The organism is Mesorhizobium sp. WSM4808 (genome assembly GCF_055811675.1).
The window spans coordinates 379,161-405,564 of sequence record NZ_JBVVQX010000003.1; the positions used below are offsets into that span (position 1 = coordinate 379,161).

General features: G+C 59.6%; 25 protein-coding genes. 15 read left to right on the top strand and 10 right to left on the bottom strand.

The annotated features are described in order from the left end of the window. Positions 1–37 precede the first annotated feature (37 nt). The 11 genes from AC0L2U_RS07160 to AC0L2U_RS07210 all read left to right on the top strand — a co-directional run bounded on the left by AC0L2U_RS07160 (position 38) and on the right by AC0L2U_RS07210 (position 15,835). Entirely contained in the window at positions 38–199 is a 162-nt protein-coding gene (locus AC0L2U_RS07160; RefSeq protein WP_473601651.1) for a hypothetical protein, read from the top strand. A gap of 4 nt (positions 200–203) precedes the next feature. Continuing rightward, entirely contained in the window at positions 204–803 is a 600-nt protein-coding gene (locus AC0L2U_RS07165; protein WP_473601652.1) for a phage connector family protein, read from the top strand. Beyond that, on the top strand, positions 803–3,268 hold the full coding sequence (locus AC0L2U_RS07170) for a phage tail protein (RefSeq protein ID WP_473601653.1): 2,466 nt from the start codon (positions 803–805) through the stop codon (positions 3,266–3,268). Before AC0L2U_RS07165 ends, AC0L2U_RS07170 begins: the two co-directional genes overlap by 1 nt. A gap of 11 nt (positions 3,269–3,279) precedes the next feature. Further along, positions 3,280–3,750: a hypothetical protein gene (locus tag AC0L2U_RS07175; RefSeq protein ID WP_473601654.1), complete on the top strand. Its 471-nt coding sequence runs from the start codon at positions 3,280–3,282 to the stop codon at positions 3,748–3,750. A 9-nt stretch (positions 3,751–3,759) separates the two neighbouring features. Then, positions 3,760–6,498, top strand: a complete 2,739-nt coding sequence (locus tag AC0L2U_RS07180; RefSeq protein WP_473601655.1) for a lysozyme family protein — start codon at positions 3,760–3,762, stop codon at positions 6,496–6,498. Further along, positions 6,498–10,757: a hypothetical protein gene (locus AC0L2U_RS07185; protein WP_473601656.1), complete on the top strand. Its 4,260-nt coding sequence runs from the start codon at positions 6,498–6,500 to the stop codon at positions 10,755–10,757. The genes AC0L2U_RS07180 and AC0L2U_RS07185 overlap by 1 nt, the downstream gene beginning before the upstream one ends. Before the next feature lie 304 nt (positions 10,758–11,061). Further along, the gene (locus tag AC0L2U_RS07190; protein WP_473601657.1) at positions 11,062–13,710 is read left to right on the top strand and encodes a right-handed parallel beta-helix repeat-containing protein; all 2,649 of its coding nucleotides are present in this window, start codon (positions 11,062–11,064) and stop codon (positions 13,708–13,710) included. A 207-nt stretch (positions 13,711–13,917) separates the two neighbouring features. Beyond that, a complete protein-coding gene (locus AC0L2U_RS07195) occupies positions 13,918–14,142 on the top strand; it encodes a hypothetical protein (protein ID WP_473601658.1) in 225 nt (74 codons plus the stop codon). Positions 14,143–14,226: 84 nt separating this feature from the next. Continuing rightward, positions 14,227–15,024: a glycoside hydrolase family 108 protein gene (locus AC0L2U_RS07200; protein ID WP_473601659.1), complete on the top strand. Its 798-nt coding sequence runs from the start codon at positions 14,227–14,229 to the stop codon at positions 15,022–15,024. Then, positions 15,024–15,257 carry a hypothetical protein gene (locus tag AC0L2U_RS07205; RefSeq protein ID WP_473601661.1) on the top strand — a complete coding sequence of 78 codons (234 nt, stop codon included), beginning with the start codon at positions 15,024–15,026 and terminating at the stop codon, positions 15,255–15,257. Before AC0L2U_RS07200 ends, AC0L2U_RS07205 begins: the two co-directional genes overlap by 1 nt. A gap of 176 nt (positions 15,258–15,433) precedes the next feature. Beyond that, entirely contained in the window at positions 15,434–15,835 is a 402-nt protein-coding gene (locus AC0L2U_RS07210) for a DUF1515 family protein (protein WP_473601662.1), read from the top strand. Between the two features lie 507 nt (positions 15,836–16,342). On the opposite strand, the gene AC0L2U_RS07215 is transcribed toward AC0L2U_RS07210, so the two are convergent. From AC0L2U_RS07215 to AC0L2U_RS07225, 3 genes are all read right to left on the bottom strand, one after another. Continuing rightward, positions 16,343–16,534: a hypothetical protein gene (locus tag AC0L2U_RS07215; RefSeq protein WP_127398160.1), complete on the bottom strand. Its 192-nt coding sequence runs from the start codon at positions 16,532–16,534 to the stop codon at positions 16,343–16,345. A 105-nt stretch (positions 16,535–16,639) separates the two neighbouring features. Continuing rightward, positions 16,640–16,876 (bottom strand): hypothetical protein, encoded by a 237-nt coding sequence (locus AC0L2U_RS07220; protein WP_128364094.1) that lies wholly within the window; start codon positions 16,874–16,876, stop codon positions 16,640–16,642. Between the two features lie 815 nt (positions 16,877–17,691). Continuing rightward, the gene (locus tag AC0L2U_RS07225; RefSeq protein ID WP_473601663.1) at positions 17,692–17,880 is read right to left on the bottom strand and encodes a DUF3606 domain-containing protein; all 189 of its coding nucleotides are present in this window, start codon (positions 17,878–17,880) and stop codon (positions 17,692–17,694) included. Positions 17,881–18,050: 170 nt separating this feature from the next. On the opposite strand from AC0L2U_RS07225, the gene AC0L2U_RS07230 reads away from it, so the two are divergent. Then, positions 18,051–18,914, top strand: coding sequence for an ATP-dependent DNA ligase (locus AC0L2U_RS07230; RefSeq protein ID WP_473601664.1), 864 nt, complete (start codon positions 18,051–18,053; stop codon positions 18,912–18,914). 232 nt (positions 18,915–19,146) lie between these two features. Here AC0L2U_RS07230 and AC0L2U_RS07235 read toward each other — a convergent pair whose 3' ends face one another. The 3 genes from AC0L2U_RS07235 to AC0L2U_RS07245 form a co-directional block, all read right to left on the bottom strand. Further along, positions 19,147–19,440, bottom strand: a complete 294-nt coding sequence (locus tag AC0L2U_RS07235) for a hypothetical protein (protein ID WP_473601665.1) — start codon at positions 19,438–19,440, stop codon at positions 19,147–19,149. A gap of 199 nt (positions 19,441–19,639) precedes the next feature. Further along, a complete protein-coding gene (locus AC0L2U_RS07240) occupies positions 19,640–20,332 on the bottom strand; it encodes an SOS response-associated peptidase (protein ID WP_473601701.1) in 693 nt (230 codons plus the stop codon). Between the two features lie 2 nt (positions 20,333–20,334). Beyond that, a complete protein-coding gene (locus AC0L2U_RS07245; protein WP_473601666.1) occupies positions 20,335–20,634 on the bottom strand; it encodes a hypothetical protein in 300 nt (99 codons plus the stop codon). 329 nt (positions 20,635–20,963) lie between these two features. Here AC0L2U_RS07245 and AC0L2U_RS07250 point away from each other — a divergent pair, with 329 nt between their 5' ends. Continuing rightward, positions 20,964–21,425 carry a hypothetical protein gene (locus tag AC0L2U_RS07250; protein ID WP_473601667.1) on the top strand — a complete coding sequence of 154 codons (462 nt, stop codon included), beginning with the start codon at positions 20,964–20,966 and terminating at the stop codon, positions 21,423–21,425. An 8-nt stretch (positions 21,426–21,433) separates the two neighbouring features. Here the strand turns inward: AC0L2U_RS07250 and AC0L2U_RS07255 are convergent, their stop codons facing one another. After that, positions 21,434–22,252: a plasmid partitioning protein RepB C-terminal domain-containing protein gene (locus AC0L2U_RS07255; protein WP_473601668.1), complete on the bottom strand. Its 819-nt coding sequence runs from the start codon at positions 22,250–22,252 to the stop codon at positions 21,434–21,436. 14 nt (positions 22,253–22,266) lie between these two features. Beyond that, positions 22,267–23,859, bottom strand: a complete 1,593-nt coding sequence (locus AC0L2U_RS07260) for a recombinase family protein (RefSeq protein WP_473601669.1) — start codon at positions 23,857–23,859, stop codon at positions 22,267–22,269. Positions 23,860–24,050: 191 nt separating this feature from the next. On the opposite strand from AC0L2U_RS07260, the gene AC0L2U_RS07265 reads away from it, so the two are divergent. Then, complete coding sequence (locus AC0L2U_RS07265) at positions 24,051–24,365, top strand: YMGG-like glycine zipper-containing protein (RefSeq protein ID WP_292633214.1); 315 nt, start codon at positions 24,051–24,053, stop codon at positions 24,363–24,365. A gap of 127 nt (positions 24,366–24,492) precedes the next feature. After that, a complete protein-coding gene (locus AC0L2U_RS07270; protein WP_473601670.1) occupies positions 24,493–25,104 on the top strand; it encodes a class I SAM-dependent methyltransferase in 612 nt (203 codons plus the stop codon). Between the two features lie 100 nt (positions 25,105–25,204). Here the strand turns inward: AC0L2U_RS07270 and AC0L2U_RS07275 are convergent, their stop codons facing one another. Both AC0L2U_RS07275 and AC0L2U_RS07280 read right to left on the bottom strand, forming a co-directional pair. Continuing rightward, positions 25,205–25,531: a GYD domain-containing protein gene (locus AC0L2U_RS07275; protein ID WP_127383530.1), complete on the bottom strand. Its 327-nt coding sequence runs from the start codon at positions 25,529–25,531 to the stop codon at positions 25,205–25,207. Between the two features lie 468 nt (positions 25,532–25,999). Beyond that, the gene (locus AC0L2U_RS07280) at positions 26,000–26,395 is read right to left on the bottom strand and encodes a hypothetical protein (RefSeq protein WP_292680867.1); all 396 of its coding nucleotides are present in this window, start codon (positions 26,393–26,395) and stop codon (positions 26,000–26,002) included. Between the last annotated feature and the right edge of the window lie 9 nt (positions 26,396–26,404).

A 26,404-nucleotide genomic window follows, 5' to 3' on the forward strand; every position in this document is an offset into this window, starting at 1 on the left:
AGTGGCTTCGGCTGCTCGCCCTTTTGTGAGGACAATAATGATTACCAGCAAGCGTAGGCCCGCCGAAACCCGCAAAGAGGCGGTGCGCCGACAGTTCCGTGAGCAAGCCGAACGGCTCAATCCCAGCCCGTTCATACAGGTGCTCAATTCGCGCGGCCTGCCGAAGAAGCCGGCTCGCCATACGAGCCTGAAGGTCTGACCTTATGGCGCTTACGGAACTCGATGTCGCGAATATGGCGCTGGCCGTGCTGGACGAGTCGCCGATCGATAGCCTCGATCAGGACATCAAAGCCGCGCGCATGCTCAACCTCCATTTCAACCAGACGCGCGAAGCCGAGTTGACGAAGTACGCCTGGGTCTTTGCGATCCTGCGCGCGACTGTGACCGGCGCCGATATCGGAACGAGCGATTGCACCCTCAATTGGTCCTATGAGCTTCCATCCGACTGCCTCCGGCCGCTCCCGCTCACCCATAACGGTGAGCCCGATGGCGTGGCGATCTCGTGGCGCCAAGAAGCCGGCGTGATCTACTCGGATCGCTCGGGGCCGCTGATCATCCGCTATGTGGGAAACCTGACTGACCCGAATGACTGGGATGCGCTGTTCACGGAAGTCCTCGTCGGCGCGCTGGCCATCAAGATTGCCCATCCCCTCACCCACAAGGCCAACATGATCGACGTCGCGCGCAACGGCTACGACAGGGCCGTGGACGCAGCGTTCGCTTCGCAGGCTGTCCAACGCGGCGCAAGACAGTCAACATCGTCCTGGGCCTATCAGCGCGGCGACAACGGGGCCGTTCGCTGATGGCAACGCTCTATCCAATCCAGGACACCTTTGTCCGCGGCGAAATCAGCCCGCGCCTGCATGCCCGCGCAACTCTCGACCTCTACCGGGCGGCTCTGTCGCAATGCACGAACCTTGTGACACTACCCCATGGCGGCATTCGAAAGCGTGGTGGCACATACTTCGTCAATGAGGTGAAGACGTCGTCGAAGAAGACGCGGATGATCCCTTTCATCTTCTCGGCCGATCAAGCCTATGCGCTAGAATTCGGCGATCAATACATTAGGGTCTTTGCCTACGGCGCGCGCGTCGGCACGGTTGAGGTAACGTCACCATACCTTGAAGCCGATCTGTTCGAACTGACCTATATCCAGTCAGCTGACCAGATGTGGATCACTCATCGGGACTATCCGCCGAAGGTGATAACGCGCACGGCGCACACGACTTGGACGCTCGAAGATTTCGAATTCCTCGACGGTCCCTACGACCCGCTCAACGACACGGCGACGACGCTGACACCGTCGGATACCGGGCATCTTACGCCGCAGATGACCAGCAATTCCGCTCCATCCGGCACCGCATCCACAGGCAGCGGCAGCGCTTCTGCGTGGCAAATGTTCGATCGCGACAAAACGCAGGACATCGAAATTGCGAGCGGCGGCGACGGCTACATCCGGTTTCGAAATGCCGGCGGCGCGCAGCGTGTGGTCGACGCCTACTGGATCACCACGTCGCGGCTGGCAACGGGCGATTACGATTTCTTCACTGCTTGGGAAATGCAGGGTTCCAATGATGGCACCAACTGGGTCACCCTGGACACGCGTACGGGCGAACTCGGCTGGGGCAATGGCGAGACCCGCTTCTACGACTTCACAAACAAATCAGCGTTCGAATACCATCAGTTGGTGTTCAGCGGCGGCGGTGGAGACGATGCAGTTGTCACCGTCTCGGCCGAGCTGGCGATGCATATCGCCGCTTTCGATCAGACGCCGTTCGATCTCACGGCGTCCTCAATCATCGGCATCAACAACGACACCGGATTTCAGGTCTCTGATGTCGGTCGATCCATTCGCCTCCTAGGAGCTGACGGCATCTGGCGCTGGGCCAGGATCACCAGTCGCACCAGCACGACGCTGGTCAAGATCATCCTCTACGGCCATGCGCTGCCGAACACGAACCCGATCACGCGCTGGCGGCTCGGTACCTTCGTGCCCGGCAAGTACGTCGAAAGCGGGTCGCTCTATGAGGAGCGGCTGGCCTTCAGCCGCAGATTCTCGGTCTATGCCTCGGCCACCGGCGACTTCGACAATTTCGCTCTCGGCGAGAAGGACGACGACGCGCTGGAGTTCGTCCAGGCGGGCGGCGGCCAGGCCAACGACATTGTCTGGATCGCTGACAGCGACGGCGCGCTTCTGATCGGTACCTCAGGCGGCGTCCGCGCGCTTTCGGGCTCTGGCATAGATGAGGCGTTGACGCCGTCCTCGTTCAAGAACAGGCGCTCACGCACCTTCGGCTGCGCCCGCATCCGCCCGGTCGATGCTGGTCAGTCGTTCCTCTATGTAACGCGATCGGGGAAGTCGATCGCGGAACTCACTGAAACCCAGCCTGGTCGGTTCGCATCAGATGATATCGGGCAGGTATCGGAACACATCCCGAAGAAAGGCGTGGTCGAGCTAGCCTTCCAAAGCGACCCTGATCCAGTTCTGTGGTTCCCCACTGCCGACGGGCAGCTTGGCGGATACACTCACCAGCCTTCACAGGACGTGCGAGGGATGCACATCCACCGCTTCGGCGGCACGTTCACCGGTTCCGACTGGGCGGTTGTGGAAAGTGCCATCGTGACGCCGGGCCAAGACGGCAACGACGATCTCTGGCTTGTCGTGAAGCGTACCATCGGCGGCGTCACGAAGCGCCTTATCGAGATCAAGACCGCGCCCTTCGAATACGGCACGATCAACGACGCTTTCGAAGTCGACTGCGGGTCGCAGTATTCCGGCGTTGCCGTGAACGCTGTTTCCGGACTCGCTCATCTCAACGGGCAGACTGTCGACGCTCTGGCGGACGGCAAGGTCTACAAAGGCCTGACGGTGTCGGCTGGTGCTGTCTCCCTGCCTGGTGGTGCCACGGCTGCAAAATGGGCTGTGGGCCTGGCTTATGAGGCTGCGGCCGACACATTGGAACTGGACGTCGGCGGCAAGGACGGCTCGATCGTCGGCAGGCGCAAGAAGGTCGCCAAGGTCATTCTGTCCGTTTTTGAGACCGACACGACGGGCTTGCAGATCTCGTCGTTCATTCGCGGGCGCTGGGAGCCGGTTCGCATACCCTCGATCGTTGCGGCCGATGGCAAGGCGAACCTCTACACCGGCAATGTCGAGGTGCCGATCGACGATAGCTGGGAGGGGCAAGGCAGGGTGAAAATCCGCCACGTCAACCCGACGCCGTGCACCATCCGCGCGCTGACACCTGTTTTCGACGCTGAACCGTAGGGGCTAAATACATGTGCACCATTGCCCTACTCGGCATCGGCCTTTCCGTCGGCGGCGCTCTCATGCAGGGGCAGCAGGAAAAGCAGATGACTGACATGCAGGCCAAGGCCTACGAGCAGCAGGCACAGGCTGACGCTCAAGCATCTTCGTTTGAACAGTCGCAGGAGAAGCACAAGCAAGACCTGTTGGCAGCTAATGCCCGCGCACAGGTCGGCGCCTCGGGCGTCGCCGTCGCCGGCTCGCCGACAGAGGTGCTTGCCGCGAATGCCCGGCAGAACCAACTTGACCTCAAGGCCATTCAATACGGCTCGGCGCTCCGCCAGAACAACTTGAACACGCAGGCGTCGATCTCCCGCTTCAGCGGCAAGCAGGCGGTTGGAGCCAGCATCATCAAGGCTGGCAGCAATCTCGTTTCCGGTATCACGAACCTCTACGACCCGAAGAAGGCATTCGGGATCGGCGGTTCGGCGTTTGCATCATAAAGGGCTTTCATGGCTGTCATACCACTTCAGGTCGCCGAACGCCGCCTCGATACCGGCAACGTCGTTTCGTATCCGCAGGGCTCGCCAATTGGCGCGGCGGTGGAAGGTGCCGGCGACCAGTTTCAGGCGGTCGCCGAACGCGTGAAGGCTCGTCAGGATGAGCTGGACAAATTCAAGCGCATCACGGTCGAAAACTCCTATGACCAGGACATGGCCAACCAGGCGGCCGAAGCCGCACGCAACGGTGCTGCTGATGGTTCCGGCCTACACGACTCTATAGTCGGACAGGTTGATCCAAGCGGGAACGTTGTGAAGCCGGGTCTGTTCGATACGCTCGCGCAGAAGTACCGTGACCAAGTTCCGGAAAGTCAGCGCGGGTTTTTCGATGCGAGCCTTCCCGCAAAGCGGTTGCAATTGTCTGGCAGCGCCGCTTCCGCTCAATACGAGCAAGAGCAGAAATATGCCACGCTCGAGACCACGAAGATTCAGAACGGGATGATCGCTTCGATCCTGCAAATGGACCCGAACGACAGTGCGTCCTACGACGCATATAAGGCCAAGGGGCGCGATGCCATCCTTGCCAGCCCGCTGAGCCCGATCGCGAAGCAGGCGACGCTGGACGGCTGGGGCCAAGCTGCACCGAAGGCGCTTGCGGAGGCGATCAGCGCCCGCGACCCGGGAAAGCTACGCGAACTGTTTGGCATGGCCTCGCCGTCCGCTACCGACGGCACAGCAGTCGATGTCGTTACGGACAGGATCGTCGGCGTTGAAAGCGGCGGCGATCCGAACGCTGAAAATCCGAATTCGTCCGCCTCCGGTGTTGGGCAGTTCTTGGACTCGACATGGGTGCAGACCATCCGCCAGCATCGCCCCGATATCGCGGCGGGCAAGAGCGCTGCCCAACTCATCGCGCTGAAGAAAGATCGCAAACTCGGCAGGGAGATGACGCGCGCCTACCAGCAGGACAATGCCGACTATCTTGCAAATCGAGGCGAGGCCACGACGCCCGGCAACATCTATCTTGCTCACTTCCTCGGGCCTGGCGGCGCGGTCAATACGCTCAAGGCAGACCCGAACACGCCCATTGTCGATGTCGTTGGACAGGATGTCGTCAACGCCAATCCATTCCTGCGTGGCAAAACGGCGGCCGACACGATCGCGTGGGCCGACAAGAAGATGGGCAGCGCTGGCGCTTCGGCAAAGCCGGACCCTCGCTTTCAAGGAATGTCGCCGGATGACATGCTGTCGCTCGCAAACCGGGACGACGTTGCATTCCGGCAGAAACAGACAGCGGATATCGCTCAATCGAAGGTCGAATATCAGGGGTACAAAGATCACATCGAACTTGGCATCCGCACTGGCGAAATCCGAGATCCTGCCCTGATCCTAAACAGCAAGCTCAACGAAGGCGACCAGGCTTCGCTTTACGAGATGCTGAGGACTCAAAACAAAGACATCGCGGGTGTCGACGCGATCATCGGCGCGATCGGCAGTGGTCAGAAGGTCTCGATCAACAGCTTCGACAGTGACCAGACCAAGATTGCTGACAAGGCCTTCGGGCAGTTTGTTGCTGGTGTAGCGCCAGAACAGCGGTCGGCGGCGACGTCGACCTATGTGTCGGCGACGGGGTACATTCCCGACCAGGTGCAGGCACAGCTTCGGCAAGGCGCCGCCTCGAAAACAGGGCCGGAACTGTCTTCGGCTCTGTCTCAAGCTGATGCACTGGAGCGGATCGCGCCCAAGTCGTTCGGCAACATTCCTGGCAGCGACGTGCAGACGAAGCTGACCGATTATCGGCATCTGGTGAACGACCTCGGCATGACGGGTGAGGCTGCTGCACAGGAGATCATTCGCCGCGCCGACCCGTCAACGAAGGCAAGCGTCGAGGTGCTGAAGCCCGCCGCAGAGAAATTCCTGAAGGGCTTGACCGTTGGCGACGTGACAAACGCGTTTGACCGTTTCACCGGTCCAGGTGGTGAGCCTGGCGCTGGTGTGATGCCGCAGCAGCCGACCGAACTGCTGGCCGAATACAAGGAACTGGCAGGCGATGCATTCTATGAGACCGGCGGCGATGCCGGGATGGCGAAGGCTCGGGCTGTCGCGGCTATTCAGAAAAATTGGGCGGTGAGCAACGTCTCCGGTTCGCCGAACCTGATGCGCATGGCGCCCGAACTCTACTATCCGCCGGTTGGGGACAAGTTCGCTTATCTGCGCGCCGATGCCATGCAGACCGCGCAAGCCTATGTTGACGAGCACAACCCCGGCCGCAAGGTCGAGAACATCGCCATCAAGATGGGCGAATGGACGCGTCGCGATGCGGAGATGATGCGCACCGACAAGAACCGGTTCCCGCGCTACAAGCTCTATTACCAGTTCGAAGACCATGGTCAGACGACTTGGGAAGAGGCTTACGGCGCGCCCTGGGGTGTCGATGCCGGCACGATCGACAAGGCACGCGAGAGCGATATCGCCCAGCGCATGCAGACGGAATCGGAAGGCAGCGCGGTCGATGGTTCGATCCTTCGCCAAGCACAAGGCAAGGTGCGCGACATCGTCGCCGACCCGTATTCGAGCGACCTCACCAAGGCGTTGCAGGCTGAGACCACATCGGCCGGCGCGCGGTTCCAAGTCGACGTTCGCAAGGATCAGCGAAAGCGTGCGGCAGCACCGCCGCTGTCGGCTGATGAGCAGCCGCCCGGCTCTGGCACATATGACGGCAGCCAGAAGACAGGCTTCGGGGGAAACTGATGGGCATTATCAGCTATCCCGACGATCCATTGTCGATCGACATGTTCGGTGCGGTCGATTATCGGCCGGATCTGGACAAGGAGATCGCCCCCGATGTGATGACGGTCCTCGGCTCGGCCGTGCGCCAGAGCAATACGATCGGCTCGATGGCGTCGAACAAGATGGCCGGCGTCGACATCTATGCGCCGGAAGAAGGCTGGGACGGCCGAACCGCTTACGAGCGCATCAAGGGCACGAAGTACGAACCGCACTGGGATCGCTTCTCGCCCCTGCAAAACAGTGTCGCCTTCAACGCCATGCAAGTGCAGATCGACATGGAAACGGAGGATCGCCGCAATGTCGATTCCGCTGGTTGGCTTGGAACGGCCTTCAGCGGCGCGGCCTCGATCATCGACCTTCCGACGCTCGTGCCTGGCGGCGAAGCGGTCACCGGGGTCCGATTGGGACGGGCCGTGATTCAGAGCGGATTGCGCACCGCTCTCGCAGGAGGCCTCAGCGCGACCGCGTCTGAAATTGCGCTCCAGTCATCGCAGCAGACCCGGCCGCTCTCGGACAGCATCGTAGGCGTCGGCGCCGGCTTCGTCCTGGGCGGATTGCTGGGATCTGGAGCCGGAGCGCTGATGTCGGTAGCAGAGCGAAAGACGGCATTGCGGTCTGTCGAGAACGCGTTGAGGGAAAAAGTGCCGACCCCAGACGAAGTTTGGGCTGACGTGCAGGCTCAGGGCGGCGGCTCAGCGGCTGCTCCTCGGCCTCTTCTATCGGACTACGACATCGGCGATGGCATGGGCGCCAAGACGGTTGGCAAGGTGCAATCCGGCTTCAACCCTTTGCTGCGTGCTGCCCATAGCCCGAATGCGATCCATCGCGAAATCGTATCGAACATGGCCGAGACCGGCTTCTACATCGAAAAGAACGCGCGTGGGGAAGGCAACATCGCGGTCGAGAGCGCAGTAAAATATTGGGACCGGGGCGCGCTGACCAAGGGTCTAGACGAGATGCGCTCGATTTACAGCGATGCGCGCAAGAAGGGCCTCGGCATGTCGGCGGAAGATTTCCGCACGGCAGTCAGCAAGGCGATGCGTCGCGGGGATGTCGGCGAGAACGACGCGGTCTCGATGGCGGCGCAATCCTGGCGCAAAACGCTTTTCGATCCGCTTAAGGACGAAGCCATCGCTGCGGGCCTGCTGCCGGCAGATGTGAGCGTCAAGACCGCGACGTCCTACCTCACGCGCCTTTGGAACTCGAACCGCCTAAACGCTGGCGAAGCCCGCTTCAAAGCTATCGTGAAGCCATGGATCGATGACCAGCTATCGCATCTGGAATTCAAGGCGGACGAAATCAGGATCGGCAATCGCATCATCGACGCGGACAAGAAGCGCGAAGCGTTCGGCAAGATCAACGATCGCCTGGAGGGAATCGAAGGACGCCTGGCTGATCGGGAGACCGGCCGGCAGAAGCGAATGGGCGCACTGACCCAGTTGCGTCAAGATCGTCTTGCCGTGCTCAAGGAGCGCGCGCCGGCCGCGCTGGTAACTACTCTGCGCGGCGCCGACGAAAATGCTGTGATGGTTGAGACGGTGAGGCAGGCTCGCGCTGCGGCGCGCTCGGCAGGCAAGAAGCAAACCTTCGCCGAAAGATCGCCAGTCCTGGCAATCATCAAAGCAAAGGGCGGTGCGCGCGTCGGCTCCAAGCTGGACAACGAGCTGCGTGCGATGGGCGTCACGCCGAACACGCATCCAGGCATGTTCGTCAAACGGGGCGGCATTGGCGATGTCGATAACTTCGTCCATGCCGAAGATGAGATGTTCGCCAATCTCCCACAGGATGGCAACGGCTACGTCGATCCACGATCTATCATGGAAGCCGTTCGGTCGGAACTAGCTGGCAACCCGCTTCGCACGGCAGAGGAGGAGGCAGCATCAGCGGCGGCCGACAATCTTGATCAGACGGCGGCCGAATGGCTGGATCGCGTTGGCCTGCCTCCCAATGCCACGGTGAAGGACGTTCGCGACCATATCGGCCGCGTGCTGGCCGCTGAGCGGAACACGGACGGGCTCGACACGCGGATTTCCCGCTTTGAGCAGGAGATGGAGGAATTCGACCGCACGACCGACGCTATCATCAATGAGCGCGATATTACCGCGATCGAGGCCAAGGGCCTGAGTGAAGAGGTCGCCAAACTCGAAGCCGAACTGGATGCGGTAAGCGATATTGCGAACTCGTCGCCGCGCGTTTCGCTTGTGGTGGACTATGCGACGACAAAGCGCGATCTGTTCAAAGGCAAGCTCAAGGAGCGGTCGCTGAGCAAGCGGGTCGAGGCGATCAAGCGCCTGGATGCGGAAGGCGGCGGCAACCCGGAAATTCTGGACGAACTCGCCGCCAAGTCGGTCGATCTGGACCGGCTACGGGCTGAGATCGAAGGATTGAAGGTGAAGGCCGACAAGCTGGAGCCGATGGTTCCCAAGGTGAAGCAGGAGATTCCCGAATTCGTTTCTCCGGAGGATCGCGCCGACTATGTGAAGGACATCGTCGACGACATCTTCTCGCAGCTCACCGGCCGCGCGAACCAGGGCATGCCGTCCTACGATATGACGATGTCGTCTCGCGGTCCTTTGAAGGAGCGGACGTTCAACATTCCCGACGAGTTGATTGAGGACTTCCTGGAACACGACATCGAACTGATCGGCCGGCGGTATGCCCGCGTCATGGCGGCCGACGTCGAACTGACGAAGATGGACAAGCGTCTCGGAGGTGAAGGCAAGCCGACCCTGAAAAGCCAGATTGACCGGGTTACAGCCGAATATCTGCGGATGCGCGAAGCCGTGCAGGCGGCGACCGAGTTGGACGAGGCGGCCAAGACCAAGGCACTCGACGCGCTGAAGAACAGCGAGAAGAGCGATATCGAGGACGCGGCCGCAATCCGCGATCTGTTGCGCGGACAGTACAAAGTCGATGCGCAACACACCAATTTCGCTCGCGTCCTGCGCGTCGCCGGCACGTTTAATTTCATGAGGCAACTCGGCGGTGTCGTGGTGTCGTCGCTCTCCGATGCCGTGCGACCGGCAATGGTGCACGGCATGGGCCGATACATGAGCGAAGGCATCGCCCCGCTCATCACGAACCTGGCAGCCATTAAAATGGCGCTCAAAGATTCGAAGCTTTTGGGCTCGGTGACAGAACGTTCGCTGCAATCTCGCCTGGCAACCATGGCAGAGCTTGCTGATCCATACGCGCATAACTCGCCGTTCGAACGCTTCGTCGACAATGCGGCAAACGTCTTTTCCAAGATGACCCTGCTGCCATTCTGGAACGATATGCACAAATCCATTGCCTCGGTCCTCATACAGAACCGGGTGCTGCTGAACGTGCAGAGCAAGGACTATGGTGCGCTGTCGGCGGCTGAACGCCGGTACATGGGCTTTCTCGGCATCAACACTGACATGGCCGATCGCATCGCCAAGCAGTTCAACAATTTCGGCGACGTGCAGGGCAACGTGCACATTCCCGGCCTGGAGCGCTGGACCGACGACGAGGCTGTTCGTGCATTCGCTGCTGCGGTGAACAAAGATACGGATTCGACCATCGTTACGAAGTCGGTGGCCGACGTGCCCCTGTTCGCTCACACTCCCGCTGGGCGGGCGCTCATCCAATTCAAGAGCTTCGCCCTGGCTTCCAATCAACGCGTCCTGATGCGCGGGTTGCAGGAAGGTCCGGGCTCGTTCATTACCGGCACAGTCGCGATGACGACCTTCGGGATGCTGACATACATGATGAAGCAGATTGAAGCCGGTGGCGATCAACGTGTTCTGTCGACCAATCCCGGCACATGGCTGGCTGAAGGGCTAGACCGCGCCGGCATTTTCCAGATGGCGTTTGAGGTGAACAGCACTTGGGAAAAGCTCGGTGCGCCGGGCATCTACACCCTGGCTTCGGTCCTAGGCAAAAAGGTCAATCCAAACGCCGACATGCGGCAGCAAGCTTCCCGCTATGCGAACCGCGACGCATTCGGCGCTATCCTCGGCCCCTCGTTTCAGCTTGGAACCGACGCGGCGCAATTGCTGGGCGTCGGCGGCCGCACGCTATCTACGCTGACCGATGGAGATCCGTCGACCAGTCCCGACCTGGCGCCGGCCGACATCGACCGGGCAACAAAGATGATCCCGTTCCTGACGCTGCCTTACTGGCGGTGGATCATTGAGGGTGGGTTTGGTCTGGAAGATGCCGGCGTGAAGCAGCAGCTGCACAAGATGGTGCAGTAGGCATCACTGCTCTATCGAGCATGTTCATGCCCTTGGCGCATTCGGACCCCTCGCCCCACTTGGTCGGCATGAATCCGGTGGCGCCTGCGATCAAAACACAGACCATCGCGACCAGGAAGACAGCTAGGGCGTAGCTGCCCCAGTTGAATTCCGTGATCGACCACCAAAACAGCTTAAATCGTGACGGCTGTGGTCCGTATTGCGGGCTCATTTGGTTCGGCCTTCTGCATGGCCGCGAACTAAATCTGCAAACTTGCGTCTTTTCAAGCCTCGCCCTGGCGGGAGCCTCAACGGAGAACACCATATGGGCCAGCCCGCAACCGCAGCAGTTCGACTTTTGACTGGTGAACGCGAGCCGGTGCGCCTTGCCACCACCGCGAACCTCGCCACGGTGCAGGTCAATGGCGTGGCTTGCTTCATGGGCTTGAAAACGATCGACGGCGTTCTGACGGCGGTTGGCGATCGGGTGTTGGTCAAAGACCAGACCGACGCGCGGATCAATGGCATCTACACGGCAAGCGAGGGCTATTGGTATCGCGCGGCTGATGCGCAGTCGTCGCGCACCATGCAGAAAGGAACCACGGTCCACGTCCAGAGCGGTACGGCAAATGCGAGCAAGGTATTCGCATTCCAGACCGACAATCCCCGGATTGGGACCGACAATATCACCATTAGCTTCTACCTTTCCGACGATGCAGTCGGCGATCTCCGAGAGGCCGCACAAGCGATTATTGATCTTGTCACCGGCGCTATGACAACGGTGATCGATCCGCAGTTTTCGACCAAGGCAACGGCCGAAGCCTTCTCGCCTGCTGTCGCGCCCAACTACATCCGAACGGCGTTTTACGACAGCAACCAGGTACCTGGCAGCGGTGCGGTCTACCGCAAGAACGGAACCGCTACCGGCGACCTCGTGATTACGTTGGTCGGTGGCACTCTGGCCGGCTACACACTGGCCTCAAGCCCGGTTACCGCATCCATGCTTGGCGCCCGCGCCGGTGTGAATGCCACTGCCGCTATCAACGCTCTGCTGACCGGCAGCTATCCCCATGTCCTGATCGATGGCGCATATCAGACGGACGGGAACCACGTGATCTCGACTGCGAAAAAGCGCGTCGAATGTCTCGGTGGATCGTCACTTACTTTGCGCGCGCCATCCGGAACGGTTCCTGCCCACTATCCCGTAATCCATATCGCGGCTGACGACGTACAAATCGACGGTGACCTGACCATCGATGGCGGCTCTCATGTCGGCTATCAGAATTCGATCGGCATCCGGGCCGGCCTTTCAACCGGAGCACGCCGCAAGCGGCCAGTGATCCGGGGCGTCAAGGTGCGCAATCTGGGCCTTGCCGGCATCATGGCACTCTGCGTGGACAGCCCGACGATCGAGGACATTGATGGCTACAATATCGTGACACCGGCGGTCGCCGAGTTCGGCGACACTGTCTACATCGCGGCATGCCGCAAACCGATCGTGCGCAACATCCGCTCGACGAAGTGCAAGCGCGACGGCGTGGTGTTGACCTATACCGGCAACCTCAACACGACCGATATCCTCGTAGATGGGGTGATTGCGGATGGCCATTTGGACAGCCCTTCCGCCGGCGTCTGGGTCGAAATGACTGGCGCCAGGGACCCGCGCGGCGTCATCACCAATGTCATCGTGAACGACTGCCTTGAGGGTGTTGCGCTTACCGACGCGAACAGCGAAATCGTGCTGTCGAACGTCAAGGCGATCGGCAACCGGCTGTCAGGCAATGCGGCCGGCAACGTCTTCGGCGTGCAGATCCAGTCCGGCCGCCTCGACCACTGGTACATCGACCGCTACAATACCGCGCTGCAGCTCGAACCTAACGGCGAATACCAATTCGCCCTAAGCGCGCAAGTCGGCTCCTTCACGGTGGGCGAGACTGTGACGGGAGGCACATCGGCGTCAACGGGTACGCTACGCTTTCAGCATGTCGAAATCGTCATCACCGGATCGACGCTCGACTATGAGCTTGGCGAGACGGTCACCGGGGGCACGTCGGGCGCAATCGGAACACTGGTCGACTTCTTCGCCAACGTACTGCGTGTTCTGCCAGTCAGCGGAACCTTCCAGGCGGCCGAGACGATAACTGGCGGCACCACGCTGACCGTTAAGACAGCCAGCACGGTGACGCGGCGAATATACGTACGCGGTTCCCCAGGCATCTTCACGGCAGGCGAGACGGTTACGGGCGGCACGTCCGGCGCAACGGCGACGATTGCAGCACCTTACCAGACGTTGCTGGCGATCGGCCCTGGCACGCTGATGAACTGCTCGACCGATGCCATCGTCGTTGCGAACGTCGTCACGCCAGCAAGTGTTAGCCTCACCGGCATCAGGGGCAACACGCAGTCGCACGGTATCCGCTTCAACCTGGCGGCGGGTCAGAGGCTACGCAAGGTCAGCGTGCGCGATTTCGCGCTGAAGAATGTGACGTCTACCGGGATCATGTTCCGTGTCACCACCGGCGGCACGATAGATGAAATGCTGGTCGATGGCCTCGACATGTCCGAATGGGTGGGTGACGGCACCGGCGCCTCGATCACCGCCGGCATCGTGACGCGGTTCATCGGCGGCGACAATCCGGGGCTCCAGGGAACGACGAGCGTTCCGATCAACCTGACCGTCAACACGACGCTGACCGGCCTGCACAACCACGCACTTTGCCACAACAACGGCGCCGGCGCGGCAAGGACGCATACGCTGCCGCCTGCGGTGCCAGGCTTGCGCATCGACTTTGCTGATGTCCACTCGACCCATGTCATGAACCTCGATCCCAACGGGACAGACACAATCAAGGGAGGCGGGGCCGGAAAATACCTTATCCTTGATCCGGGCGAACGCGTGGCGTTGGAAGCTTACGCAACCGGACTGTGGGTAGTCAGTTCGGCCATCGGTTGGGCTGGGGATTTTGAGCCATAGACGATAGGTCTAATTATACCCCAGCAGGTGCCGCAACCCGACAATCGGCAGATAGACCGTCCAAACCATACCTAAGGCGGCGGCTACACCAAGGCCAATCGCTGGCGCCCACGCCTCCCATTTCATCTGGAGCCGGGCTGCCAATTCGGTCAAACTGTCTTCCATGGACCAATTCTTCCCAAGTTGATTCGAGGGGCGAAAATGCCAATGAACCCCAAGACTGCCGCGCTTGCAATCGCCGCAAGTGTTTGCATCGCTGGTTTAGCCTATTCCAGCGGTCATAAGGCCGGTCGCGTTTCTCAACTGAAAGACACCGTCACGGCCTACAACCGCCGCATGGGGATTAATGACAACGCCAACAGCCTCGGCCGCGTCGATCTATGCCTCGAACTTGGTGGCCTGCTTGATGAGTGCGAGCGGCTAGACCGCTGATCTGCTCAACCGGCTGATTTTTCAGCCCCCAAACCTTCATTGCCAAACTCAACAACTGCCCATCAGGGCGGAAAGGTATTAGCCATGGACCGCAACTTCGCGCGGGCGCTTGCGCTCGTTCTGAAATCTGAAGGCCTCTGGTCGGACAACCCGGCTGATCCCGGCGGCGCCACCATGAAAGGCGTCACGCTTGCCAATTTCCGCCGCTACGTGAGGGCCGACGCCACCAAAGTTGACCTAAGGAAGATCAGCGATGCCCAAGTGGCGACTGTTTATCGCCGGTTCTACTGGGATGCCACGGCCGGTGCCCAGCTTCCCGGCGGCGTCGACTACGCCGTCTTTGATTTTGCGGTCAACTCTGGGCCGGCTCGGGCTGCCAAGCACCTTCAGGCGGTTGTGGGCGTCAGGCAGGACGGTCGCATCGGTCCGGCCACCATTGCAGCCGTAAAGGCCAAACCGGCCGGCGTTGTCATCGACGCGTTGTGCGACAAACGCCTAGGCTTCCTGAAGCGTCTTCCGACATGGAAAACTTTCGGCCGGGGCTGGTCCGACCGCGTGAAGTCAGTGCGCTCCGAAGCGCTGAAGCAGTCGGCATTGCCCGACACTCCGCCGCCGGTGACTGTTGAGGTGAAGGTGCCGGTCGACAAACCTGTTGTTCCTGAAAAGGTCGAACAGAAGGTCAAGGAGAAATCTGGGTTCCTGTCCTGGCTGACCGGTCTCTTCGGCTCCGGCGCCATCGGCCTCGGCTGGCTCGCTGGAATGGACTGGCAGGCGGTTCTGGCGGGCGGCGTTGTCCTGCTGGTGTTCCTGCTGGTCCTGCTCCTGCTTCGCTCCCAGATCGTCTCTGCGGTGCGCCAGATCAAAGCGGAAGTAGCTGGGTGATGTCCGCCTTCATCGCTGCTCTCATCGCCCAGTTGTGGCCATACCTGCTTGCCGGCGTGGCCGGGCTCGTCGCGCTCTGGCGAGCCTATGCCATGGGCAAGGCGAAGAACCAGGCGAAGCAGGACGCAGCCGACGCCGCGGCGCGCACCAAAGGACAGAAGATCGATGATGCAGTTGCCGGCCGTGCACCGGATGACAATCGAGGGAGGCTGGCCAAATGGTCAAAGCGATAGCTTGGATGTGCTTCGTTACGCTCGCCGGCTGCACAACTGTCGGCGGGTCATTCTGCGCCATTGAGCATCCCATCCGATTGACGAGGGCAGAAGTTGAGACGCTCTCGGATGCCTCGCCACCGCAATACTGGCGCACAATGAAAAGGGCGCCAAGCTCTGCGGTTGGAGAGCCTGATATGGCAACTTCGGCGAACAAGAGCCTGGAAATGATGATTGGCGGGCTCCTGGAAGCCACGCAGAATATGCAGCGGGATATCACGGAGATCCGACGCGACATCAAGGACAGCGATTCCCGAGCTGCCCTGAGTTACGAGCAGTCCGAACAGCGCGCGGCCGCAAGCCGGTCGAAGATGTACGCCAAGACCGACGAGCTCGTCGACCGCGTGGCGGCCACGGAAACCGCTGTCAGCAAGCTCAATGATGACATGACGGGCGTGAAGGCGGTCACTGCTGAGGTAACGCGGTGGAAGCTGATGGGGCTTGGCGCTCTTGGCGTGACCGGCATCGCCGCCGGCGCCGTGGCATCGACCCTTACCTATTATTGGAACGATATCTGGCGCGTTCTACGAGGCGGTTGAAGCTTATGTGTTCGGCAGACGGGTTTTCGCTGGCTTATTGCCTCGCGGCAGAATTGCCCGCCGGGTCCGGCTGGCGGGCTTTTTCATTTCCGGCGTGGTATATTCCGCTGCATGCGAGTTTTGTTCATCGCCTTTGCGGTCTTGTTTTTTATGGCTATCGGCTTTTGGCTAACCGCCGGTTTTCTTATCAACAAGTCCCATTCGCCTGTGATCGTCCCGACACAGGGGGAGCAATAAGAGCGGAGCGGAAGTTACTGAAGCGGCGGTGGCGGTCGCCCGTCATCGTCCCTCGTCCCCGACCTCGTAATCAGAAGCTTGGCGTATCGGTCGAACAATGCCAATTTCTTCGGATAGGTAAGGTAAGTGAGACGGTTGCAGCCGGAGCAACGGTGTTGAGCGGCAGACTTAAACCAGCGCCCAGGCTTTACGAAGCCCAATCCGCAATTCGAGCATCGGAATTCCATCTCAACTGAATGCAGGCTCTCAGAGAGAGGCATCCTGTCCTTCCTACAGCCGCTTGAACTCGGCAAGTCCCAGCCGTATCCGCTGGCCTTCCGCAAAGGCGAGCGCGAAAGATTCAAGTTCGAATGAGCGGGTAATTTCCTGGTCTTCCTCGACCGTGCGGACGAACCATTCGCCGCAGGCTTCAGCCACTTCGACGCAAGGTGAGACCTTGCCATTCGGCACCGCGTTATCCATCACAGACTCCCTAGAAAGCAATGGGCAACGTCGATTAATATCCTCTGGTATCGCACTTGCAATAACAAAGGCTTGTACGGAATCGGACCAACAGTCGTCGTTTGCTCAAGGCAAGGCGCGACCCGAAGCAGCTACCCATTCATTGCCTTCAGGTTCGGCTAGGAATGATGCTGCGATAAGGTCGTCGCCAGCAATCTGGCCGCGACCGTCATCCATGACGGCCGCAACCTTTTGGAAGATTTTTATTTCGGCTTCAGTTATGCGTGCTGCCCGCATTTTTGCCTGGAGATCAGCCAGGCGCGCCACGAGCGCTTGTGACGTCTCGGCTTCAAGGTTCATCATCTTCATTTGTCCGGTTGAGTGAGCAATTGACGTGCACGTTCTGTGCGCCGGCCATGCAAACACAACTCTGCTCCAAACGTTCCGTTTGTGGGCTTCGGTCCTAAGCGCCATGGGACCAAAGTCCTCCCCAGAAACGCAATGGTCCTACACCCGGATTGATAGGAACGCTTGGCTAAATTGACAGTTCTTTCAGTCGTGAAATCGGCACAGCTACGTCCCTTCCTGTGCTGAAAGGACCCGCTAGCCGCCAAGGTGGTTGGCGGGTCCTCTTATTTCAATTCTGTGCCAGCGCCAGGAGCTTAATTGCTGCCGCCCATGAATGATAATGAGCCGCCCAACAGGCTGGCACACCAGCCGCCGCCGGGATGGCAGAGCCCAGGGGTGCTTCTCGCAGCCGCTGCTCTGGTTTCATCCTTATGCGCCCTGCTACTGGCATCTTGGATTTCAGGTTGACCGCTCGGCGCGCTTATTTTTCCAACGCTGGGAAGCGCTAAACTTTAATGCCGGGCGCGAGCGGGATCTTCGCCGAACTCAACGTCAGCTTGTCGACGGTCTTGACAATGGCTGTGGCCAGGGCGGCGGCTTCATGCATGAGCTCCGGCCCATAGAGACCGTTTACCGCTTCCTCACTAGGAAGAACGCCAGGCGGACAATGATCCTCGATCGTCCGCCGGATTAGGGTTAACGCCGCTCTGCACTCTTCTGTGTCAATCGTCGGCATACACCGAAACATGCAGGACAGCTAAAATGTTCCGTCGGGTGGCGCCGATCCATTATTGCAGTCCTGCTTGCCGGTCCAAGGTCGGATAACCTCGTCATCGGCTGCCCAGTGCCTTTGCCTCACGCTCCAGCGTCTCACGGTCGTTCCCGTGCCTTCTGATAAGTTCCCGCACTTCAGGAATCGTAAGCTGGAACTTGCTGGCGAAATAGCCGACCTCATATTCCTCGTCGCCCGATACCCGGTCGCGGTCGCGAAAATCACGCTTGCTTGTGTCGTCTGGCATGGTTGTTCCTCCTGAGGAAAGAACAGCGAAAGTGGCGCCGGGTTCCACGTACCTATTTGAACATCCACCCTTAGTTCGATCGCGGCTATGATTGAAACATTCAACTTAGCTAAAATGTCCCGGAACCGATCGGGGCCTTGTGCCTTGAATCGCAATTATGTGAGTTCGGTATGCGTTTAAAATTCGTCCCGCCCATGCAGCCGGAGCTGGTCGACGCTCCGCCCGAGGGTGAGGAGTGGATTCACGAAATCAAGTTCGACGGGTACCGAACGCAGATCATCAAGGATGAAGACGGCATTCGCCTGCTGACCAGGAGAGGGTACGACTGGACTGCACGGTACAAGGTTCTTGCCGACCAGGCCGCCGCGATTGAAGCCGACGACTTCATCATTGAGGGTGAAGCCATCGTGGTTGATGAGGCTGGACGCTCCGATTTCCATGCGCTGCAATCGGCCGTCAGCAGCCGCGATCCTTCGCAGGAATACTATCTTGTAGCATTCGACCTGCTTCACATGAATGGCCACGACCTCCGCAACATGCCGCTGGAGGACCGGCGTGACATCCTAGAGGGCACGATTGAAGCCGGCGGCCGGATACAGTTCAGCGAGGCCATGCCCGGCACCGGCGACGCGGTTTATTACCTTGCCGACCAGACTGGACAGGAAGGCATCGTCTCGAAACGCAGGGATAGTCTCTATCGCAGCGGCCCGACGATGAACTGGCGCAAAATCAAGTGCTACGATGAAAAGGAGATGGAGATCATCGGCGTCCAGCGCGATCCGGGGCAGGCGGCAAGAGTTCTCATGGCAGACGGGGGCCGCTACGTCGGCGCCGCCAACGTCAATTTCAAATTCGACAAACGCAAGCGCCTGTGGGACCGCGTACAGGGCAAGGTCGGCGGCCCGGTGCCGAAGGGCTTGAAGAAGGACAAGGCGGAATGGCTGAAGCCGGGTCTTGTCGGGCGCGTGAAGTTCCTGAAAGGCGAGGAGCAGCTTCGTCATGCCAAGCTGCTGGATTACCGGGAGGAGGAATAGAGCCCATGGCAAAAGCCAGGAGTCCGGCCCGTTGCCCCAGGCGCGCGAGAACCGGCGCGCATTCGCGTCCTAGACCATCAGGCTTAATTGCTGGATTCCTATCGTGCCGGTAGCGTGACAGGGCTGGTCATTAGGCCCACCCCTTGTGCCCGGCCTGGCCGGCGCGGTCCTGTCCCCAAATTCGTAATCCGTGCCGGCCATCCCTGTAGTCAACTCTCAAGGATGCAGGGAATTAGGCCGAGCCCTCGGTCTCGCTTTCATCATCGAACAGACGAGGCACCGGGAGATAGGCATTGGCAATGAGCCAATCGCCAATGATGGTCTTGATCAGATCCGATTTCGCCAGCCGCATGTCTACTGCGATGTCAGAGAGAGTATCCTGAACGCCAGGATCGAGATCGATGCCGCCGGTGTTTCGGATTATCAGCGCGGCGCGTCGCAGCATGTTTTGAAGATCAGCGCGGGGAACGTCTGCGATGCGATCGGACGCCTGCTGCAATTCATCGGCGAAGGTCGAGCGGATCATTGGTGCCTCCCTCCCAAGAGATACTGATCGCCGTCGGCCCGGTGCCCGCGACAGAACCAATGTGACGGCCCCTTCGGTCGCGCGAAGCCGAACGGCGCGCGCAGGCCGCATCCAAGGTGCTCGCAGGTGTGGTTCTCAATGCGCTGGCGTTCGCGCGGTGCGGCCACGATGGCTTCGGCAAGCCTGGTGGGTTCGTCGCTCATAGCGGATTGATCGGCCCGACCAAGGCGGGATGGTCATTGGGCTGCTTGTTGATCAGTGTCGCGTTGACGCCGCGGCCGACGCGATTGAACTGCAATTGGCCGTCGATGTCGTGGCTGAGAATGTCTTTCAGGTAGTCCTTGGGCGTAGCCGGGTCCAGCCACGCATCATAGTAGGCATGGTCGAGGATGACCGGCTGCCGATCGTGCAGGTTCTTCATCGGGTCGGCGGCGGGCTCGGTGATGATGGTGCAACTGGTGATGTCTAGGTTGGAGTTGTAGGCCCACAGGCCGGCAAACGAGAACGGCGCGTGTCCGGGCAGATAGATATGCCAAGGGTCCTTCTTGCCGTCGGCCGGCGAAATGGTCCATTCGTAGAACCCGTCAGCGGGGATCAGACAGCGCTTCGACTTGAACGCATCACGGAATGCTGGGGCTGTGTCGACGCCTTCGATCCTGGCGTTGAACATTGCCGCCTTGGGCATCTCTTTCGCCCAGAACGGTACGAGCCACCAGCGACCCTCACGGAGCTTGTGATTGCCTTCTTCGCCGGCAGTGACGAACGGGACTTCCTCGGTCGGCGCGATGTTGTAGCGAGGGGCGTCATTGCGGCCGGTCTCCGCCGGCGCCGTCAGTCGATAGAGCCGGTGGATCTCGGTCCAAGTGAGGTATCTGGTGAAGCGGCCGCACATGTTCAATCGACCAGTTCAAGCAGGAGATAGTTGTCCGGCACAGCATCAGGAGGCCAATTGGCGCAGCATGCAGCGATAGCGGCCTTGTTGGCCGCCATCCAAACACTTGCGGAATCGTCCTCTTCCGCTGTGGGCTCTTCATCGGCAGCGAAGCTGGCGTCGTCCCAGCCTTCCAAGGCAAACAATCCACCTGCAGCTTGCTGGGCCGAGATGCCGGCCGCAGCGAACACGGCCTCGGCCGCCTCGATGCCGCGCTGTCTCTCTTCCGGTGAAGCACCTTTGATTTCCAGCCGAAGCTTCATAATTCGCCTCCTGTGGCTTTCCCGTCGTGAGTGAACAAAATGAGAACCTGAGAGTCAATCCCTCTTGACCTGACAGGAATATGTTCCTTATTCCTGAATGCATCTGTGCAAGGAAAGCTATGGGAAAGCGCCAAAGCGCGCCGGCGGGCGAAGCTATGTCGGAATTGGAACTCGCTGCTCAACATGCAATTGAGGCGGCGGGTGGTGACGCTGTGGTCGCCTTGCTAAAGGTACTAGCAAGGAATTTGGAGATTGAGCGCGAACTGGCGTTGTCGCGCGCGGCTGTCTCGGCCGGCTTTTCTCGCGGCTGGCACAAGGCACGTCCATAGATGGGGGACACGGCTGAGGACAATTTCCGGATCGAGGTTTGGGATAGCGAGGAGAAGACGCACCTCGAAACAATATCCCGATCACCAGATGCCATGGTCAGCCAGGCGGCATGGCAGGCCGCGATCCGTCGCCGCCCAGGCATGCTGCTGATCCACTACAACAGCCGCCACGTCATGGAGAAGATCATTACGCCGGGTGAGGTCAAGATCCCGCCCCAGACGATTATCGACGGCAGCATTCATGCCGGGCTGGATGTCGCACTTGGTGACTTGCGCTCATGGCACTCGCTGCGGGCGTGGTGCACAAAATGCTCGCATCACGCGACGGTAAAGCCAGAAGGGCTGATCAGGCGATACGGTAGGGATGCCTTGTTCAGCTCGGTCGAGCGGGCGCTTTTCTGCACGAGCTGCGATCGCGGCGGGCCGGTTCGGCTCGAGGTCCACAGCCTGCCGCGAAACTAGAGGAATTATTAAAATGCATGGCCACACGACAACTCGTGAAACTCTTCAAAATTGCCGGGAAAAGTGTGGGCCAGATATCGCACGACCCTTGAATTATCCATCAGCCGGTCAAAAAAGCGGCCGGCTGCCAGCAGTTCTAGGCTCACGGAGCCACGTCGCTCCACGGCGCTCAAAAACGCACTGCTTAGCTCGCCAAGTTCAGGCGTCATCGCGCCCAGTTGGTCTTCAGACACGTTGGCGATCATCGCCGGATCGAAACCCTCGGCCAGCAGCGGGCGCGGCGTAAAAGCGACAAGGATCTTTGCGTACGTGAACGTGACCCGCTCCATAGCAACCATCAGTCGGGCAATTTCCAATTGCCTGGCGGGAATCACATGCCGCAGCAAGCCGAAGATTTTCACCTTCACAGGGTAGTCTTGGAGGAAATCGAGGACGTCCGGGCAAATCCCGCTGACAGAATGACGGCCTGCATTCTTGCCAGGAAAGGGCTTGCTGGCATGCGCTGCTGCACCCGGTTCGTACTTCGCGCCTTGCAACCTCTTGGCCAAGAGTTTTGGTATGGTAGCAAGCCCCTCGGACACCAGCAATGAGTGAAACCTTTTGTCACTCATTATCAGACGAAGCGCTTCGACCAGGCTACTCAAGCGCTGTTCTGTTTCCATAGTTTCTCTTATGAAATTGCGCTTGCGTGCGCACTCCGCTTCATAGGTTGCTATGAGCTTGGGAGCGAATAGCTTCTCCCTTGACCCTGGTTGATCGGCAGCAATACTACGGGCGTGTCTCTGGTCGCTGTTTTGCAAAGCATTGTAAGCGGCCTCGCTGGTCATAGGGTGCTTCGGACTCACACTACGTTCTCTGCACCTGTTCGCTCCGCCAGCGTGATAAGCGGGCTGAGCGTGGGAAAAAGGTAGGTGTCCAGTTGTGCGCCATTGTTAGCGCGCAGCTCCGATATGCCGACGATTTCACGTACAGGGGCAATCAGATAGTCCCGGATGACAAGGTCACCCGGACTCATCCTGATCAGGACGAAAATGTCGGGTTGTGACTGGTGCTTGATATTCAGAGACCAGACGGGATATCCGAATACGGAAGCGCCGCAACGTGCGATTTCGATAGCAACAGTGAACTCATCGTTGATCCGGAGAATGCCGTTTCTCAGGTCATAAGTTGCCTGTCCGCTAGTCCTCCCGATCGCCACCAATAGGTCATCTATTGCCTGCAAACGCACCGTCTTCAGCCGCTTTTTCGCGGCGATGATCTGGCAGTTCCGAGGCATCTGATATCCAATGAATTCGTAGAGTTTCAGAAGGCTTCCGAAGCGATGGAAATAGAGGCTAGCTGCGGGGCACTCAGGTGCAGCGTCAATAATCGCGGTCGATAAGGCGCCACGGCGCGCGAGGACATTCTTCAGCGCTGCCAGCATCTCGTCGTTGTTCATACGCAAATAGAGTGTTTTGTGGATAAGTTGCGCCCGCTTGAATAGCTTGCGGTCAACAATCGGCTCAAATGCACCTTCCGTCCGCACCCACTGTTCGGGGGGATTGTTCACCGCCTTGCTTTTGAGCTTGGTGGAGCGCCGATTCCAGACACTGTTGCCAATGTACGTTTCATTGGTCAGGACGCTGCGTACGCTTTCCCGCTTCCATCGGCGCCCAAGGTCAGTCATCACGCCGCGTTTGTTCAACAGCCTTGCGATTTCAAGCTCTGTCTGGTGCGTTTTAACGAAGTGGCTGAAAATCCATTGTACCGTCGCGATCTCGTCTGGCGGCCCAGGCACTACGATTACTCGGTCGGTGTGCATGCTCTTTTGTTCGCGCTTTGAAAGGATTAATTTGGGGCGTCCCGAATCGTCGACCAGCAGGCGTCTTACGCCGAGGCCCGGCTTACTACCCTGGCGGAACCCCATCCGGACCAGCCTTGCCTGGCCGATGAATGTCTTTTGCGAGAGCATGCGACTGTGCTCAGCCGCCATGCTGCGCTTTATCGCCTTCAGCACGTCTGATCCGATGCTGCCATCGTTGGCGAACTGCTCTGCGCAAAATTCGATTCGCACGCCAGCCATCTGGCATCGGTACTCATACACGGCGCTCTCATCGATATTCTGGAACCGTCCCCAGCGGCTGACATCGTAAACCACAACCGTTTCGAAACCGGCTCTCCCGCTCTCGACATCGGCTAGCAACTGCTGAAGGCCGGGACGGCCTCCGAGGTTGAGACCACTGCGACCAGCGTCCTTGTAGGTGGCGACGATGTCGTAGCCCATGATATCCGCGTAGTCGCGTATGGCATCCCTTTGGTTGTCGATAGAATAGGTCTGGTTTTCCGTCGACATGCGCAGATATTGGGCCGCACGCACTGCGCGCCTACCTGAAGGAGCTTTTTGGGTCGGTACAACCTCGTCCATCGCTTGCTTGCGCCCCTGCCGATCGGACATGCTAACGATCATCGGCCTGAGGTTTGGTTCAAAATACCTCTCCAGTTTATGTCGAATGCCTGGCTTTTCTGGTTAGACCTTTCAACTGTCGGTAAACGCTGACTCACTTCGTGAGAGCGCGTGCCCCCGTTCCGCCGCAATGCGACCGCACGGGACGGTCGATAGGATTTCAGACTTTTAAGGGAGACCCCATGACCTTTCACAAAGCGATAGCCGCAGTGCTGATGACCGCAGCACTGGCAGGCTGCGCGCAGACCGAAGGCCAGCAGCGGGCCGGAACCGGCGCGCTGATCGGCGGCGCCGGCGGCGCCCTTGTCGGCCAAGCCATTGGCGGCAACACCGAAAGCACGCTCATCGGCGCCGGCGCCGGCGCGTTGCTGGGCGCCGTTGTCGGCAGCTCCACCACGCCGCAGCGTCGTGGCGAACAGATGTGCCGCTATCAGGACCGCAGCGGCCGCATCTACACCGCCCCTTGCGACGACCGCTATTACAACGGCGATTACTAAGCGGTTATCGCCGGCCCCGTCTTAACTCAGTCAGCGCCGCTTCGAGGAGCGGCGCATACCGATGTCATTTTTTGCCCACTTCTTTGGGCTAGACTGTTCCTCGCGGCGGGTTTTGGAGGAGGTCGATGTGACGACAAGCCTTGCCGCCCTGAAAAGCCAAAGCAAACTCGCCGTAAAACGGCTCATCGGCTATGATTCCCGCAACTGGCTGCGTATCCGCCAGATCGAGGCGTTCACGCTCTTTCTAGAAGCCGGCAACCGCAAGGCCGCCGACGTGATCGAGATCTCGCCCGGCTGGAACCGCTATTGGCGGGCAATGTGCCCCAATTACCGCTCGGTCGATTTCCCCGCCTTCGACATCTGCAGGGATCGCACCGACGAGCAATATTCGATCGTCATCGCCGACCAGGTGCTGGAACATGTGCGGCGGCCTCACGCGGCAGTGCAAAACATCCACACCATGACCCGGCCCGGCGGCTGGGCGATGGTGGCGACACCTTTCCTGTTTCGCGTTCACGCCAGGCCGCACGACTACAACAGGTGGACCCCGGCCGGCCTCAAGCAGCTGATGGTCGAGGGCGGCTTCGCGGAAGCCAATGTCAAGGTCCACGGCTGGGGCAACAAGGCCTGCGCCAGGGCCCATATCGGCGGCCCCGTCCGCGCCTACGGCCTGTGGCGGGATCTGAGCAATGACGAGGAATACCCGCTGATGGTCTGGGCGTTTGCGAAGAAGGCGTGAGAGGTTGACCGCCGAGGACAAAGCTAAATGGCCTTGGATCTGGCGAAGAGACCGGCGACAGACGGCGGGGGTTGCGGTCTGCGAGACTCTGGGACGCCCTCTACGATGCCGGCGGGCGATACCGGATCGACTTCGCCTTCCCAAGGGCTTCCATCGTCTCTTCGACGCTTAGGAGGACGGTGGTCTCGTACGAGTTGAGCGCTCCCCCCGCACCGATGGCAAGCACGACGGATGCCATCGACACGTTGTCTGGCGCCTCCCACAGGTTCCAGCCATCGTGCTCTCCGAAGGCATACCAGAAACCGTGCAGCTTTCCGCCCACTGACTCGATGTAAGAACGGGCCGCCTCACGTCGATCCTCGGGGTTTTGGATCAAACGCGCCCAGGTCTCGGGCGTATAGCTGAATCGGGAAAGATACATGGGCATGGTTCGCCTCCAGGGTCGCCGCCTAACCAGCGTACTCGGTAGGTTACCGGCCGACGAAATATGCGCTCAAGCTAATGGAAGCGCAACATGCTGGCTATTTGCAATGATCTGCTGGTCGGGTAACCCTACGGGAAGCAAGCGAACTGCTGGCACAGAAACGGCACAGATATGTCTGGATGTTTTTGCTCTGTTCACGCTCTGTTCGCGTATATTAGTCAATGAAAACAAACAAAGCACTGCATTGACATTGCAGGGGTCACAGGTTCAATCCCTGTCACGCCCACCATCCAACCAGACAAGCAGATCTTGCATCGGCATTTCCCGGCTGGTTCCCCAGAGGTAGAGAAGTTCGCATAGGTTGACTTATAGCCTGCACCTGGCGCAACGCCGCATGCAGTGCTTGAGCTTGGCGAACGGTTCTCGATTGGGTCGAGGCCGGACTATCGGGGCAACCCTTGCGAAGCCAGCCTACTGGTCATCGTCATCGCCATTGTCTGGATTGTCGACCAAACATCCCGCGCCGTGACACCCTTGGTAATTGCCTTGAGTGTCGAAATTCGGATTGCCGTCCTTGTCGTAACTCGGCCTTGGGTCGATGTAGCTGTCGTTCTTTCGACGCGCTTCCTTGCGATCCTTGTCTCTCTGTTCCTGCGCAGCCATGCGATCCAATGAGCGCTGCTCGTCTTCTGAACGTTGTGAAGTCTGTTGCATCATGCAGTCGGCAAACCTGTTGGTTCCAGGCCTGTAGCCGTAAGAAGCGCACTGTTGCTGATCCATTGCGCGCTGATCCTCAGCGCTGACGCAACCAGCAACCGCCAACGGCGCAAGCGCGATCAGCACATATCTCATCTTGAAATTCGGCATTTTGTCGCT